Below are 15,128 nucleotides of genomic sequence, written 5' to 3' on the forward strand. Positions count from 1 at the left end.
GTATTCGCCGGTTCGCGGCGCCGATCGCACGATTACGCCGGGCGGAGCACGATCTCTGTCGGGTGCGCGTCGCGCGGGGTGTCCACCGCGTTGCGGACCGCCGCCGCCACCGTCTCCGGAGTGAGGAACTCCGCCGGGTGGTACTCGCGACCTTCGCCCGCGACGATCTCACGCTGCATATCGGTGTCGATGCGGCCGGGGAAGATCGAGGTGACCCGCAGCGTGGGCTCCTCCTGGCGCAGCGCGTCGGCGAAGGCGCGCAGGCCGAACTTGCTCGCCGCGTAGGAACCCCAACCCGGATGCGCGCGCATCCCGGCACCCGAATTGATCAGCACCACATGGCCGTTCGCCCGACGCAGCGCGGGCAGCAGCACCCGCGTGAGCTCGGCCACCGCGATCAGGTTGACCTCGAGGGTGTTTCGCCACTGCTCGACCGAGGACCGCGCGACCGTCCCGAGATCGGCGATCCCCGCGTTGTGCACGAGGACATCGAGCCGCTCGAGCCGCCCCGCCGCCTCGGCGACGGCCGCGTAATCGGTGAGCGGCACCGGCCAGCCGGTGGCGTCGGGTAGCTCGGCGAGGATGGGCGCGAGTGCGTCGGCCGAGCGCGCGCCGAGCAAGAGCTCGTGCGTCGGCGCGAGTTCCCGCGCGATCGCCGCACCGAGCCCCCGGCTCGCACCCGTGATCAAGGCCGTCGCGGCAGGCGTGTTGGTCACCGTCATGCCCCCACGCTAAACGCCTCGATCAAGATCATCACGCGCTGGTGGCGGCGGCCGCTCGGGCGATGCCGTCATCAGAGCGTGGTGATCACATGTCCAACCCGGCCGGAGTGGAGGATTCCGGCAAATCCGGCGATACGGGTATTCGGGGGGTGACACCTGGGTGGTTTCGACGCTGATCACGGGTGGTCGCTAGTACCGTCGGGGTATGACCGATCCTCGGTACAACTACGATCCAGCGAATCCCCAGTATCCGCAGAATCAGGGGCAGCAGCCGCCCAAACCGGCGGTGAACATCGGCAAGCTCTGGGCGGGTGGGATCGGCACCGCCGTCGTGGCCGCGCTACTCGTCGTCGTGGCGATCATGCTCGTGCGCGGGGTGCTCGGCATCGCGATCCTCTCGCCGGAGGGCGCGGGCGCGTACGGCACGGTGTCCACCACCTCCTACGCCATGGCCGCCGCCGGGGCCGCGCTGCTGGCGACCGCGCTGCTCATGGTGCTGCTGCTGGCCATGCCCAGCCCGCTGACCTTCTTCACCTGGATCTGCCTGCTGGTGACGGCGGTAGCGGTGATCCTGCCGTTCACCTTGGTCGCCGATATGGACGCCAAGATCGCGACCGCGGTGATCAATCTGCTCGTCGGCCTGTGCATAACCACCATGCTCAGCTCGGTCGGCGCGGCCGCCCAGAACGATGATTCCCGGCCGGGGTACTGACCGTCACAGCCGTGCCGGGATGCCGTCCGGCCTGGTCGGCCGCAGAATAGAGCGATGACCGACCCCGGGTTCACCCCCACGCAGCTCGCGGCGCGCGCGGCCTATCTGCTGCGTGGCAACGACCTGGGCACGATGACCAGCGCCGCGCCCCGCCTCTACCCGCACATGTGGAGCTGGGACGCGGCGTTCGTCGCGGTCGGGCTGGCGCCGCTGAGCGTGGAGCGCGCCGTGGTGGAGCTCGACACGCTGCTCTCGGCGCAGTGGAAGAACGGGATGATCCCGCACATCGTCTTCGCCAACGGCGTCGACGGCTACTTCCCCGGGCCCGCGCGCTGGGAGTGCCGCAAGCTGGCCGCCAACGCGCCCGACGGCCCCGACACCTCCGGCATCACCCAGCCGCCCGTGCACGCCATCGCCGTGCAGCGCATTCTCGACCATTCCCGCAGGCACGGCCGCTCCACCCGAGCCGTGGCCGAGGAGTTCCTGAACCGGCGCTGGCCGGATCTGGTGCGCTGGCATCGCTGGCTCGCGCACGCCCGCGACCCCAAAGAGAACGGCCGGATCACGCTGTACCACGGCTGGGAATCCGGGATGGACAACTCGCCGCGCTGGGACCGCGCCTACGCCAATGTGGTTCCCGGCGCGGATCTTCCGCCGTACCGCCGGGCCGACACCGCGATCATCTCCGATCCCACCCAGCGCCCGAGCGACCGCGAATACGACCGCTACCTGTGGCTGGTCGAGCAGATGCGCCGGGCGAACTACGACGACTTCCAGCTCACCTCGGTGATGAGCTTCGCCGTGGAGGACGTGTTCGTCTCGGCCATCTTCGCGCTGGCCTGCGAGGTGCTCGCCGATATCGGCGAGGAGTACAAGCAGCCGCACGCCGACGTGCGCGAACTGCACCAGTGGGCCGAGCGTTTCCGCGCGGGCGTGGTCGCCACCACCGACGAACGCACCGGCGCCGCCCGCGATTACGACGTGCGCCTGCGCCGCTGGATCGGCACCGAGACCCTGGCCATGTTCGCCCCGCTGCTCTCCGGCGGCCTGCCCCGCCCCGCCGAACGCGCCCTGCTCACCACCTTCGAGGGCCCCCGCTTCTGCGGCCACCCCGACCTGCGCTACGCCCTGCCGCCCTCTACTTCCCCTGTCGCCAAGGACTTCCGCCCCCGCGAATACTGGCGCGGCCCCGTCTGGCCGGTGATGAGCTGGCTGTTCTCCTGGGCCTTCGCCCGCCGAGGCTGGGCCGAACGCTCCTACATGCTGCGCGCCGAGGGCCTGCGCCAAGCCTCCGACGGCAGCTTCGCCGAATACTACGAGCCCTTCACCGGCGCCCCCCTGGGCAGCATGCAGCAATCCTGGACCGCCGCCTCGGTCCTGGACTGGCTCGGCTGATTCAGTCGACCAGCCGGGCCCGACAGTTCGCCGCATGCTCACCGAGCGGCTTCCGGAAACCGTGGCCGTGGCCGCGTTCGAATTCATGACCGGCCCGTTGGTCGACGATCCTTACCGCGTCGGCAAACGCCTCCAGCCCCCGCTGGACGACCGCTTCTCGGCCCGTCGAGGGACATACCGCGTGATCTATCGCATCGATGACAAACGCATGGTCGTGACAGTCGTCGACGTGAACCACCGTCGCGATATCTACCGGGCATAACTACGCTCGATCGACATCGTCTCGGTGCGGGCCATCAGCCCAAGCGGTTCGGAGTTCCCGGTCGATTTCCTCGGCAGAGAGCGGCTTGTCGCTGCGATAGCCGCCGATATTCGGTACACGTCGGTCGTCGTCCGTGGCGATCGGTTCGTCGGGCACAGGGCGAGTATGCCGACCTGCGGTGACTCGATTCGTAGACACCCCGGCGAGGCGCTGGTCAGGGGTGCGGTGATCACCTACGGTCGTGGCTCATGGACACCAAGCGGTGGAAGGCGGCGGTTCGGCGGGGGTCCGTGATGGCGGTGGTCACGGTGGGCGCGATGGTGCCGGTGGTGGCGCAGGCGGTGCCGAGTGGGCCGGATGTGTCGTCGTGGCAGCACGTGGACGGGCGGATGATCGACTGGCACGCGGTGCGGGCGGCGGGGCATCAGTTCGCGATGGTGAAGGCCACCGAGGGGCTGCACTACGTGAATCCGTACTTCGTGCCGGACAGCGTGCTGATGCGGACCGCGGGCGTCGCGCGGGGGACCTATCACTACGCGCGGCCCGAACTGCCGCCGGAACCGCAGGCCGCGCTGTACGCGGCGACGGTGCTCGGGCAGAACGGCCCGCTGGATCTGCCCCCGGTGCTGGACCTGGAAGCCTCGGGTGGCCTGACCCCCACCGCCCTGGTCGAGTGGACCCACCGCTACCTCAACGCCCTCCAGGCGCTGACCGGCCGCACCCCGATCATCTACACCTACCCGAACTTCTGGAAGACGGCCATGGCCGACTCCACCGCCTTCACCCGCTATCCCCTCTGGATCGCCGACTACAGCGGCAACGAACACCCGGAGGTCCCCGGCGGCTGGCCCACCTGGACCTTCTGGCAGACCACCGACCGCGGCAGCGTCCCCGGCATCGGCGGCGCCACCGACGTGAATGTCTACAGCGGCGCCCAGGGTGATTTCGCGCGCTTCGCCAATATGTCCGGCCTGTTCGGCAGCAGCTAGCGCGAAACCGCTACTCGCCCAGTCGAGTAGCGGTTTCGTGGCCGGACGGATCAGATGCCGATGCGGCCACCGTTCTGCTTCCAGACCACCGCGATGGCCGGGCGCGGCTGGCTGGTACCACCGTCGGGCCAGTGCGACTGGGGGTTGTCGGGGGTGGCTTCGTCGTCCTCGCCGGGGTGCTGGACCGCCACGATGACGCGCTGTTCGGTGACGATCGGACCACAGGTCTCGGCGCCCTTGGGCACGGTGAGGAACTGCTTGGTCTCGCCGCGGCGGGGGCCGTCGAGGGTCACCGAGAACAGGCCGTCATTGGTCTTCAGCGCATTGCCGTCGGTGGAGATCCACAGGTTGCCGTGCGGGTCGAAGGCCAGGTTGTCGGGGCAGGAGATCGGGCTGACCTTGGACTTGTCGAAGCCAGCGAAGTAGGTGTCGGCGGCGGCCGGATCACCGCAGACCAGCAGCAGCGACCAGGTGAAGTCGGTGCCGGTGTGGTTGTCGGTGAGTTCGAGGACCTGGCCGTTCTTGTTCAGCTTGCGCGGGTTGGCCTCGTCGACGCCGGGCTTGCCGTCCTTGGCGCGGTTGTCGTTGTTGGTCAGCGCCACATAGACCTTGCCGGTGAACGGGTTGGCCTCGAAGTCCTCGGGGCGGTCCATCTTGGTGGCGCCCACCTTGTCGGCGGCCTGGCGGGTGAACACCGCCACCTCGGCGGCGCTGAGACCCTCGACCAGCGACTTGGCCTGGCCGTCCTCGCCGGTCTCGAGCAGCGGAATCCACTGGCCCTTACCGGTGAAGCCCTGGTCGGAGGGGACCTTCCCACTGCCGTCGATCTGATCGGCGTGATCGCCGGTGAGCTTGGCGACGTAGAGGGTGCCCGCGTCCAGGATGGTCAGGTTGTGCCGCATGGCGGCGGCGCCGGTGCCCGGCTGCACCTTGCGCTTGGACACGAATTTGTACATGTAGTCGAACTTTTCGTCGTCGCCGGTGTAGGAGACGACATCACCGGCGGCGGTGACATAGATCGAGGCGCCCTCGTGCTTGAGCCGCCCCATCGCCGAGTGCTTGATCGGCGTGGAGGCGGGATCCCACGGATTCACCTCGACCACATAGCCGAATCGGTTGGCCTCGTTGGCTTCCTGCGCCAGATCGAAGCGCTTGTCGGTGCGCTCCCAGCGGTTGGCGGTGGTGCCCTCGGTGAGGCCGTAGCGCTTCAGGCGGCCCTTCGGGTCGTCGGCCTTGTCGCCGTTGGCGAAGTAGCCGTTGAAGTTCTCCTCGCCGGAAAGGATGGTGCCCCACGGGGTTACGCCGCCCGCGCAGTTGGCGAAGGTGCCCAGCACCTTGGCGCCGGAGGAGTCGGCACCGGTGCGGGTGAACTCGCTGCCCGCGGCGGGACCGGTGAGGACGAACTCGGTGTCGGCGGTGATGCGGCGGTTGTACTTGCCGAAGACGGGGGTCAGCTTGCCGCTGCCCGCCTCGCCCTTCACCTCCACCACGGTCAGGCCGTGCGCGGCCTTGGTGATGGCGATCTGCTCGTCGGACGGCTTGTCCTTGTCGTAGCCGCGGAACATCATCGGGCCGGTGGTGTACTCGTGGTTGACCACCAGCAGGAAGCTGTTGGGCTGGCCCTCGATGGGCAGCAGGGCCGCGAAGTCGTTGTTGTAGCCGAACTGCTTCAGCTGGGCGGCGGCGGTCTGCTTGTCGAAGTCGAAGGCGGGGGCGTCGGCGAAGAGCGGGTCGCCCCAGCGGAGCACGACCTGCTGCTCGTAGCCTTCGGGGATGACCAGCGCGTCGTCCTTGTTGGGGGCGACGGCCGGGAAATCCGTGCCGGTGGCGGGGGTGCCCGCGGCGGTCGGGGTGTCGCCGCCGCCGGAGCTGTCGTCCCCGCAGGCCGCCAGCACGCTCGCCGCGCCGACCGCCAGCACCGCGGCAGCGCCGCCCTTGATCAGGCCGCGGCGGTTGAGGCTGCTCACGATGTCACCGAAGTAGGCGCCGTCGGAGGTGTTCGGCGGCTCGTGGAAACAGGCGTTGCCGCACTTGTATTCACAGGTCAGGGCGGCGCGTGCCGACTGCCCGTCATGGGTGACGAACAGGGCGAGCGGTTTCGGACTCACGGTGACTCCCGGGTAGTGCGGACTCCGGCACGGTAAGCAGCCCAGGCGAGGCGCCGGGAACGCGAAGATGAACGCCCGACCAAAACTGGGTCATCACGCGTTGACCGGCAGGGCTTGCCTCGACGGTACGTGTTACGGATTTCCGCGCGGTGGATCGGGCGCCGATGCCGTTAACCTGGTCGAATGCGAAGCACTCGCGGCACGGCGCATCGCGAGGTTCCGACCGCGCTCCTGCGCATGGCCGACGCGGGGGATGTCTACGTGTCCTGGCGCTGGGTCGACGACCTGGCCGCACGCGGAGTGGCGACACTCCCCCGTGACGAGGTGCGCGAAGCCCTCCGCCAGCTCACCGCCGCCGTTCCCGATCCCGCGCGCCCCGAGCAACTGCGGCGGATCATGACACAGGGTGCGCTCGTCGACCCGGTGTCGGAACATGCGCTGGCGCAGCGCCTTTCGCGCACACTCCTGCCCTACGGCCTGGCCGTGCAGCTGTCCGAGATGCGGCAGCGGGGCATCCGCCCGCACCTGCGCGTCCAGCCCTCGCCCCGGCTGGCCCGGGTGCCATGGGAGATCATCGCGCCCGATCCGCGGGTGCGGCTGCTCGAGATCGCCGATGTGAGTCTGCTGGCGCCGGTGTCGGTGGTGCGCGCGCAGGGCCGGACGGTGCGCCGCTGGTCCAAGACCCGGGATCTGCCGGTGGTCGCGGTGCTCGACCCGCGCGTGCCGGGGTTTCGCGCGGACTCGGAGCTGGGCTCGGTGCTGGGCAGACCGAACGCGGACAGCGCGGTGACCCGGCATTTCGCCAGCTACGGGGACCGGCTGATGCCGACGGCGCACGATCCGGTCGACCTGTTCCGCCGCGCCGACACCGACCGCGCGTGGCTCTCGGCGGCGCTGCGGGCCGGGGCGAGCAGGCTCGTCTACGTCGGGCACGTCACCGGGCCCGCCGCCGGCGAGAGCGAACACGCGCAACTGCATCTGAGCTGCACCGCCGAGACCAGGGGATTCGCCGCCGCGCAACGCACGCACCGGTCGCTCTCGGCCAAGGACCTGCTGCTGGGCACCCACACCATCGACGCGTCGCCGGTGGCGGGCCGCGAGCTGTGGCCGATGCCGAGCCGGGTCGCGCTCATCGCCTGCGAAACTGGCGGTGACCTGCGCTTCACCGAGGCGCTCGGCCTCACCAACGCGGCACTGGCCGCCGGTGCCGAACTGGTCACCGCGACCCGCTGGCCGCTGCCCACCGACCAAGCCTTCCACACCCTCACCGCCACCACCACGCATCCGCTCCAGGCCGCGGTCTGTGCCGTGGACGCCGCTCACGAGACATCCACACCCATCCCCACGCTGCTGGCCTGGCAACGCGCCCGCCTGGCGGATTGGCAGGCCGACCCGATCCCGGCGAACTCCCCCCTGCTCTGGGCGGCCTTCGCCACCGTCAGCGACTGAGCGCCTCCGCAGCCGAGCCGACCGCGCCGGATCGAGCAGGCCCCCGCGCACCGGATGACCCATGAGACGTGCCGCCGCGCTCCCGCCGGTCGGTGTGTCTCGGTGCGCTGCTGCGTTGCGGGCAGACGATCGTCAGCGGCGACTCGGCCGAGCTCCACGCAAGGCGCGCGCCGATAGCGAACGGCCTCGATCACCGGCCGGGCGACGCGGTGGTCACGCCGGGCGGGTGGTCGAGGCCGCGGGGTCCTACAGGTCGGTCAGTGGTCGTCGTAGTGGCCGTTGTGGGCCGCGTGACGGTGACCGTCGTGGATGTAGTCGACGTGGTCGCCGTGCGGGACCGCGACGTGACCGCAGCCGGGTCCGTGCTCGTGGTCGTGCGCGGTGTGCTCGACGTGTGCCGCGGGCTCGCATTCGTCGAAGTGACCGTCGTGTTCGCGGTGCAGGTGCCCGTCGTGGACGTAGTCGACGTGATCCTGGTGGGGAACGGCGACATGTCCGCAGGTGGGACCGTGGATATGGGAATGTTCGAGATGTTCGGCGTGTGCCGTGGTCATCGTGCTCTCCTGTACTCGTCAGTGGAGCTGGAACGATGCCGACATTAGCAGTTGCGCATGGGTTGCCGCGACCCCGTCGTACCTGGTCAGAGGACCTGGTCGAGGAAGCGGCGTAGGCGCGGGGTCTGGGCGTCGTCGAAGAGCGCGTCGGGTGTGCCGGTCTCCACCACGACGCCCTGATCCATGAACACCACGCTGTCGGAGACGCTGCGGGCGAAGCCCATCTCGTGGGTCACCACGATCATCGACATGCCGCCAGCGGCGAGGTCGGCCATGAGCGCGAGCACGCCCTTGACCAGCTCCGGGTCCAGCGCCGAGGTGGCCTCGTCGAAGAACATGAGCTCGGGTTTCATCGCCAGCGCGCGGGCGATGGCCACTCGCTGCTGCTGGCCGCCCGACAGCGCGCCCGGCCGCGCGTCGGCCTTGTCGGCGAGGCCGACGATCTCGAGCTGCTCGACGGCCAGCGCCCTGGCCTGCTCGGCGGACAGGCCGCGCAGCTTGCGCGGGCCCAGCGCGATGTTGTCGGCGACGGTCTTGTGCGGGAACAGGTTGAAGTGCTGGAACACCATGCCGATGCGCTGGCGCAGCTTGTCGGGGTTGTCGCGCAGGACGGACTTGCCATCGAGCAGGACGTCACCGGAATCGGGTTCGTGCAGGCGGTTGAGCACCCGCAGCAGAGTCGACTTGCCGGAACCGGACGGGCCGATGACGGTGGTCGCGTGGCCCGCCTCGACATGGATGTCGACGCCGCGCAGGATGTGGTTGTTGCCCAGGGTGAGATTAAGCCCGGAGCCGGTCAAAGATGCACTCATCAGCGCCCTTCCGTGATGACGGCCGTCTCGACCGGGTCGATGGGGGCGGCGGGCGCCGGTTTGCCGGTGCGCATCCGCCGGTCGATGTAGTTCACCAGGTGGGTGAGCGGGATGGTCAGCACCAGGTACATCAGGCCCGCCGCGACCAGCGGCGACAGGTTGCCGGTCTGGGCGTTGAGGTCGCGGCCGACGGCGAACAGCTCGCGCTGGGAGGCCAGCAGGCCGAGGAAGTAGATCAGCGAGGAGTCCTTGATCAGCGCGATGAACTGGTTCATCAGCGCGGGCAGCACCCGGCGCACACCCTGCGGGATCACCACCAGCGTCATGGCCTGGCGGTAGCCGAAGCCGATGGCGCGCGCGGCCTCGAGCTGGCCCGGCTCCACCGACTGGATGCCGGAGCGGAAGATCTCGCCGATATAGGCCGAGGCCAGCAGCGCCAGCGCCACCGCGCCCAGCCAGTACGGGTTGCCGCCGGTGATATCGCGGACCACCGGCCCGACCCCGAGACCGATGAGCAGGATGATCACCACCGCGGGTAGGCCACGGAAGATATCGGTGTAGACGCGGGCGGGCCAGCGCAGCCAGCGGGTGCGGGAAATACCCATGACCGCGAGGATCATGCCGAGCACGGTGCCGAGCACGCCCGAGACCACCGCCAGGATCAGGGTATTGGGCAGGCCGGTCTTGATCAGGTCGGGAAAGGCCTTGCGGTACAGCGACCAATCGAAGAAGGTGTCACCGAGTTGCTGCAAGGTGGACTTCTGCGCGAACTGCGCGGCCTCCTCCGGGCCGCGTTCGGCGGCCAGCGCGGCGAAGTCCGGAAGTTGCGGTACCGGTGCGGCTTTGGAGCCGGGCTTCCAGCCGGGCGGGAGTTCGCGCGGCACCCAGTCGGTGTAGAGGCGCGCGTAGGTGCCGTCGGCGATCACGGCGTCCAGACCCGCGTTGAGCGCGTCGATGAGGGGCTGGTTGTTCTTGGCGACGGCGTAGCCGACGAAGTTGTCGAGGCTGAAGGTGTTCTGCGAGATGGTGATTCCGTCGCCGGGGGCGATGGCGCCCTCGGCCTGGGCGGACGGCGCCACCCAGGCGTCGACCTGGCCGGACTTCAGATTCGCGTAGGCGGTGTTGTAGTCGGGGAACTTCACCGGGTCCAGATGCAGCTGGTTGACCACGAATTCGTCCTGCACGGTGCCCTGCACCACCGCGATCCGGCTGCTCGGCCCGAGGTCGTCGAAGCCGGTGATGGCGCTGCCCTGCGGCACCACCAGCGAGAAGTAGCCGAAGTCGTAGCCGTTGGTGAAGCCGACCAGTTCGCGCCGGGCATCGGTGGTGGTGATGTTCGACGAACCCACGTCGAAGCGCTTGCCCGAGACCTGGGCCAGCAGCCCCGCGAACTCGGTCCCCGAGAACTCCACCTGTAGACCGAGTTTCGCGCCGATCGCGCGCAGCAGTTCGTTGTCGAAGCCGGTGAAGCTGCCCGAGCTGTCGACGCAGATGCTGGGCGGGGCGTCGGAGAGGGTGCCGACGCTGAGCTTGCCCGGGGTGAGCAGGCCGAGCGCGGCGGTGTCGATCGAGTCGAGCGGGACCGTGGTGGCGGTGGTGTAGCGGTCGGCGCCCGCGGTCTCGCCCGCGGCCAGGTTGGTCGGGGCGGCGGCGGCCGCGGCGGGTCCCGGTGGGGAACACAGGTCGCGGTTCGCGGTGTCGTCGCCGGAACCGCAGCCGGTCGCGGCCACGCCGACGAGCAGGAGCAGCGCGGCGATCCGCGCCCGGGTCCGGACAGCACGCACCTTCGCCATGGCGATAGACCCTAGCCGCTACCTCGCGCGGCGCAGGGTACACGCGCCTGGGCGGTGAGCGGCAACACGCGGGCAAGCCTCGTGTCGCCGGGGTCACGTCGCGGCTAGCGCGTGCACGTCATCCGCGCGAGGATCTTCTCGAACCTGGTGGTCGAGCACGGTTCGATCATCAGGTCACCGTGCCGGTACCGGTAGGCGTAGCGGCCGTCCTCGGCCACATCGAACCAACTCAGGTACCGACCACCGGGTGATCCCGGCCTGCCCCGCACCACCTCCACATGCCCGGCGCCGGAACGTGGTGCCGCGAGTAGATCGTGCACACGGTCGGCGGTCGACGCCTCCCCGTAGTCCAGGGTCACGGCCTGCGTCGGGGTCGTGAGCGCATCGACCGATTCCGTCATCGGCGGCGCGGTACCGGCTCGTCGCTCCCCGGCGAACAGCGAAACCCATACCGGGACGGACTCGGGGTTCCCGGTGCGGACGACCACGGTGCGACCCGCCGATGAGCCGGGCAGCTGGGCGAGCGCCACCGCGCTGCGATGCGTCACCGCGCAGTACAGCCGGATCGACTTGTCATTGCGCGCGCCGACCACGGTGACCGCGAGTTCCGGTGCCGCGGCCAGCCGCAATACCGCGGACAGGTCCGGGTCCCGCGCGACCGGAAGCCGAACGCGCAGCTCCGCCGCCAGGTCATCCCATTCGTGCCGCCACCGGACCGACGGCACGACGGTCAGGGGCGCGGGAATTCGATCGAGGCCGGTCTCGCCCCAGACGTAGAGGAACTCGTCGGCGGTGAATTCCCACCGCACTACAGCTCGCGATCGGTGGGGCGGCGGCGCTCGGGGGACTGGGCGCCGAGCACCGGGGGGACAGTGCCCTGGGGTGGGCCGACCAGGTCTACGCGGTTGCGGGGGTGGATGCGCAGCTCCGGGCGTCCCTGGTGCTCGTCGTCGCCCTTCTGGTTCTGACGGGCCGCGGCGGGCGCGCCCATGCCGGGCATACCGTGCATGCCCGCCGCGCTCCTGGTGCCGGTGGACGCGGCGGCCGGTACACCGGTTCTGCCCGGATTGCCCGGGGCGCCCGCGACGATCGGGGAGCCACCTCTGATCGGGGTTCCCGGGGCGCCGGGACCCGGGTTGCCAGGGCCTGCGGCGCCGGGACCGCCGGGGCCCGGATTGCCCGCGCCGCCTGGGCCGCCGGTACCGGGCGAACCGGTGCCCTTCGGGTTACCCGAAGGGGTGCCGGACGTGGATGGCTGTTGGGTGCTGGCGGCGGTGGTGTCGTCGTCGGTGGACTGGTCGTCTGTGCCGGATGTGTCGTCGCCGGTTGTCGAGGTGTCCGTGCCGGTGGTATCGCCGGTGGTGGAGGTCGCCCCCTGCTCGGCCGTGTCACCGGTAGCCGGGCTGTCGTCTGTGCCGGTCGGCTGGACCGGGCCGGATGCCACCGGATCGGTATCGGTGCCGCCTCCGTTCGGTGCGGGCGATCCGGTGCCCGTCGGAATCTCGTTGCCGCCCAACCCATTCGATATCGGGAACACGGGGACGTCCTGCCCCGCGGGTTCGTAGGTGGGCTGATAGTTGTTGCGCATCGTCCAGATAGCCGCCTGCCACGCATCGGACTGCGCCTGCGTGGAACCGACCGCGCCGACGGGGTTTTCGGCCCCGAGCACTGTCGGCCCCGGCACCGTCACCGGCGGCGGCTGGATCTGCGCCTTCACCGTTTCGGCGCCACGCGCGGCGGCGTCCACCCGCCACGCCACCACCTGTGTCACGTTCTGCAACTCGGTCAACCGCCCGGTCAACAGCCGCGTGGCCGCGCTGACGGCCTGCGCCGTCTGCCCCTCCCACCCCTGCGCGATCGTCGCGTTCACTTTGGCGTTGATCCCGATGACATTGCCCGTCAGCGCGGTACTGATCGCCTTCCACGACTCGGCCGTCTGTGTCATCACCCCCGGCTGCATTTCCTGCGCACGCCGGTAGATCTCCGCATGGGGCATGGCGGCGAACTCTTCCATCGTCCGGATATAGGCGGGATCAGCCCCCGCCGCCCCCACCCCGAGCTCCGTGGCCTTCCGCTGCGACGCGGTCGCCGCGTCGAACGCCACCGCCGCCTCGGCCGTCGACGCCGGTTGCTGCGCGGTCGTCATCCCGATCACGCCCGGGATCAGCGGAATCTCCCCTGTCACAGGTCCCCACCCTTCGCTTGGAACATGTCAGTTGTCATCGCCGATCACTGGTTCGAGTGCGCGGGCGTATTCCATCGCTTTGTCGCAGGGTGTCGCCGAGCCGGAACCAGCCACATCGGCGACTTCGATACCGAAGTATCCGACCGCTGTCTTGATATCGATGGCGCACGTCGGATCGCCGTTCTTGACGGTTCGCACCGCCTCCCGGCCGTTGACGTCGACGTTCTCGTACTTCCCGGCATACTTCTGCCGGACCTCATCGAGCGTCACGTTGCCGGAATCGACTCGAAGTCGCCACTTCTCCTGCGGTGGGTTCGCGGCGAAATCGCAGGTAAGGAAAGAATATTCAGCGATCAAGTCGCGACCCCGCTTTCGAGTCGCTGGATCGAGGTTCAGTGCGCGGATCGTGTCATCAGGAATCCAGGTGCAGGGGTCGACCACCACTGCGGGGCGCCCACCCGCCTTCGTGTACTTGTTGTCCTGAGAGGGGGGCTGCAGCTTCGCGTCGGTCAATGTCGGGCGGACCGTGCTGGAACTTTCCGCCGGTGAGCCGCCCGCACCCGTCGCCGACGGTGGATCTGCAGGTTCCGCGCCCGTACATCCAGCAACCGTCAGGCCGATCACGAACACAGCCGGAATCGGATACCGCTTGATCCAGCTCATGACGCCACCCGAGACGCCTCGTGCAGAATCCGTGCGGCGACAGCCAAGTCGGTCTCGACGAGAACCGCACCAGCCTTCAGCACCGCTGCCTGCAACTCCAGCACTTCCTGCTGGATGCTTCGCAATGCGTCGGCACCTTGATCGGCCTTGCTCGCGAAGCCGTCCTGCAGTTGTTGCGCCGAGACGAACCCGCCGAATCCGCCGAGGGAATTGAGCCGTTCGGTCTCGTTGATCCGAGCCTCCAACTGATCGGCCAGCCAGGCGTAGTGCGCCGCGCATTCCTTGGCCGCGTCGGCGTCGAGCCGGAATCGTCCCTCGCAGGCCGCCTGCCAGAGACCGGATGGGGAGGTGTCGTTGATCATCGCGGCTGTCCTGTCGGGGTTGCCGGTGGTGGGACGGGGGTCGCGTACGGGATGGGTGCCGCGGTGGGGGACAGTTCCGAGCTGCGCAGGTGGGGATCGTGGGCGAGGCGGCAGCCGGTGCGGGCCGAGATCGTCACGGTGTTCTGGTCTTTGCGGACGGTGAGGCGGGCACCGTCCTCGTCGTTGACGAAGTTCTGGAAGTAGTTGCCGGGCATCACGCTGATCGCGGGCAGGGCCGCGCCGAAGCGGGCCGCGACATCGTGGGCGCGATCGGTGACCTGCTGCCAACCGGCGTCGGGAATGTCGGAGCGGAAGACGACGTCGACCTTGTATTCCTCGAGCTCGAGCGCCGTTCCCTGGGTCTGGTCGTAGGGACGTTGGCAAGGTTTCGGCTGGTAGGAGTTCCCGGGCTCCCATGCGAACTTCTCGGCGTGCAGGAAACCGTCGGCGGCGGCGCCGATCTCCTCGACAGCGGACCGCATTTCCGCCAGTTCGGATTCGAGGTCGCGACGCTCCAGCAGGCGTTGTTCCGCGGCGGCGGTCTCTTCGGGACCTGTCGGATCATCCGGTTGCGCGGCGCCGGTGAGGTCCGCCTGGGACAGGCGGCAACCGATGTGGGCATCGATCGAGATGACGCTGCCTCTGCTCACGGAGATCGTGGTGCCGGTCTCCGCGCTTCCGAACGATTGGCTACTCGCCCGCGGATCCGGCGCGGGGTCGCTGGGCGTCGCACCCACCCGGCTGACGACAGTCCCGGCTCGACGGGTGAACTGCTGCCACACTTCGTCGGAAACGGCGACCGGATCGGTGGACCGATAGGGCTCGAGGCCGATGGTCTGCCCGCCGGTCTGGTCGTAGGGTGCGGGGCATTGCCTGCTATCGAGAGAATCGCTTCTCGACCACTCGAAGCTGACCCCTGGCACCAGTTCGGCGGCGACCGCGCCGAGTTCCACCGCGACCGCGCGCATCGCGGTGAATTCTGTTTCCATACCGGGCAGTTCACGCAATCGCTGTGTCGCGGCGGCGGTTTCCTCCGGCCCGGTGATCGCCGGGTGGGTGCGCGCGGCGTCACACCCGGAAAGCGCGACCATCCCGGCCAAACAGCAGATCGACACTGCGACC

Annotated in this window: 16 protein-coding genes; 5 read left to right on the forward strand and 11 right to left on the reverse strand. The window is 69.3% G+C overall.

Annotated elements, in window-relative coordinates:
- Positions 1 to 32: 32 nt before the first annotated feature.
- A complete protein-coding gene (locus tag WA675_RS20575) occupies positions 33 to 722 on the reverse strand; it encodes an SDR family oxidoreductase (protein WP_336086301.1) in 690 nt (229 codons plus the stop codon).
- Positions 723 to 927: 205 nt separating this feature from the next.
- Here WA675_RS20575 and WA675_RS20580 point away from each other — a divergent pair, with 205 nt between their 5' ends.
- Genes WA675_RS20580 through WA675_RS20590 form a run of 3 tightly spaced genes read left to right on the forward strand, consistent with a single transcriptional unit; the run spans position 928 to position 3,091 of the window.
- Positions 928 to 1,434, forward strand: coding sequence for a DUF6069 family protein (locus tag WA675_RS20580; protein WP_336086302.1), 507 nt, complete (start codon positions 928 to 930; stop codon positions 1,432 to 1,434).
- Between the two features lie 54 nt (positions 1,435 to 1,488).
- Entirely contained in the window at positions 1,489 to 2,829 is a 1,341-nt protein-coding gene (gene ggh, locus WA675_RS20585; RefSeq protein WP_336086303.1) for a glucosylglycerate hydrolase, read from the forward strand.
- Between the two features lie 34 nt (positions 2,830 to 2,863).
- A complete protein-coding gene (locus WA675_RS20590; RefSeq protein WP_336086304.1) occupies positions 2,864 to 3,091 on the forward strand; it encodes a type II toxin-antitoxin system RelE family toxin in 228 nt (75 codons plus the stop codon).
- Here WA675_RS20590 and WA675_RS20595 read toward each other — a convergent pair whose 3' ends face one another.
- The gene (locus tag WA675_RS20595) at positions 3,092 to 3,247 is read right to left on the reverse strand and encodes a hypothetical protein (protein ID WP_336086305.1); all 156 of its coding nucleotides are present in this window, start codon (positions 3,245 to 3,247) and stop codon (positions 3,092 to 3,094) included.
- 92 nt (positions 3,248 to 3,339) lie between these two features.
- Here WA675_RS20595 and WA675_RS20600 point away from each other — a divergent pair, with 92 nt between their 5' ends.
- A complete protein-coding gene (locus WA675_RS20600; protein WP_442945685.1) occupies positions 3,340 to 4,080 on the forward strand; it encodes a glycoside hydrolase family 25 protein in 741 nt (246 codons plus the stop codon).
- Positions 4,081 to 4,130: 50 nt separating this feature from the next.
- Here the strand turns inward: WA675_RS20600 and WA675_RS20605 are convergent, their stop codons facing one another.
- Positions 4,131 to 6,188 (reverse strand): PhoX family protein, encoded by a 2,058-nt coding sequence (locus tag WA675_RS20605; protein ID WP_336086306.1) that lies wholly within the window; start codon positions 6,186 to 6,188, stop codon positions 4,131 to 4,133.
- A gap of 183 nt (positions 6,189 to 6,371) precedes the next feature.
- Between WA675_RS20605 and WA675_RS20610 the strand changes: the two genes are divergently transcribed.
- Positions 6,372 to 7,637 (forward strand): CHAT domain-containing protein, encoded by a 1,266-nt coding sequence (locus tag WA675_RS20610; RefSeq protein ID WP_336086307.1) that lies wholly within the window; start codon positions 6,372 to 6,374, stop codon positions 7,635 to 7,637.
- Positions 7,638 to 7,894: 257 nt separating this feature from the next.
- On the opposite strand, the gene WA675_RS20615 is transcribed toward WA675_RS20610, so the two are convergent.
- From WA675_RS20615 to WA675_RS20650, 8 genes are all read right to left on the reverse strand, one after another.
- Positions 7,895 to 8,191 (reverse strand): hypothetical protein, encoded by a 297-nt coding sequence (locus WA675_RS20615; protein WP_336086308.1) that lies wholly within the window; start codon positions 8,189 to 8,191, stop codon positions 7,895 to 7,897.
- A gap of 86 nt (positions 8,192 to 8,277) precedes the next feature.
- Positions 8,278 to 9,003: an amino acid ABC transporter ATP-binding protein gene (locus WA675_RS20620; RefSeq protein ID WP_336086309.1), complete on the reverse strand. Its 726-nt coding sequence runs from the start codon at positions 9,001 to 9,003 to the stop codon at positions 8,278 to 8,280.
- Complete coding sequence (locus WA675_RS20625; RefSeq protein ID WP_336086310.1) at positions 9,003 to 10,796, reverse strand: ABC transporter substrate-binding protein/permease; 1,794 nt, start codon at positions 10,794 to 10,796, stop codon at positions 9,003 to 9,005. The genes WA675_RS20620 and WA675_RS20625 overlap by 1 nt, the downstream gene beginning before the upstream one ends.
- 104 nt (positions 10,797 to 10,900) lie before the next feature.
- On the reverse strand, positions 10,901 to 11,605 hold the full coding sequence (locus tag WA675_RS20630) for an ESX secretion-associated protein EspG (protein ID WP_336086311.1): 705 nt from the start codon (positions 11,603 to 11,605) through the stop codon (positions 10,901 to 10,903).
- Positions 11,605 to 12,942, reverse strand: a complete 1,338-nt coding sequence (locus tag WA675_RS20635) for a WXG100 family type VII secretion target (RefSeq protein WP_336086312.1) — start codon at positions 12,940 to 12,942, stop codon at positions 11,605 to 11,607. Before WA675_RS20635 ends, WA675_RS20630 begins: the two co-directional genes overlap by 1 nt.
- A 66-nt stretch (positions 12,943 to 13,008) precedes the next feature.
- Positions 13,009 to 13,644: a DUF3558 domain-containing protein gene (locus WA675_RS20640; protein ID WP_336086313.1), complete on the reverse strand. Its 636-nt coding sequence runs from the start codon at positions 13,642 to 13,644 to the stop codon at positions 13,009 to 13,011.
- Positions 13,641 to 14,006 carry a hypothetical protein gene (locus WA675_RS20645; RefSeq protein WP_336086314.1) on the reverse strand — a complete coding sequence of 122 codons (366 nt, stop codon included), beginning with the start codon at positions 14,004 to 14,006 and terminating at the stop codon, positions 13,641 to 13,643. Before WA675_RS20645 ends, WA675_RS20640 begins: the two co-directional genes overlap by 4 nt.
- Positions 14,003 to 15,097 (reverse strand): LppA family lipoprotein, encoded by a 1,095-nt coding sequence (locus WA675_RS20650; protein WP_336086315.1) that lies wholly within the window; start codon positions 15,095 to 15,097, stop codon positions 14,003 to 14,005. Before WA675_RS20650 ends, WA675_RS20645 begins: the two co-directional genes overlap by 4 nt.
- Positions 15,098 to 15,128 lie beyond the last annotated feature (31 nt).

Source organism: Nocardia sp. SSK8 (genome assembly GCF_037034205.1).
GTDB lineage: Bacteria > Actinomycetota > Actinomycetes > Mycobacteriales > Mycobacteriaceae > Nocardia.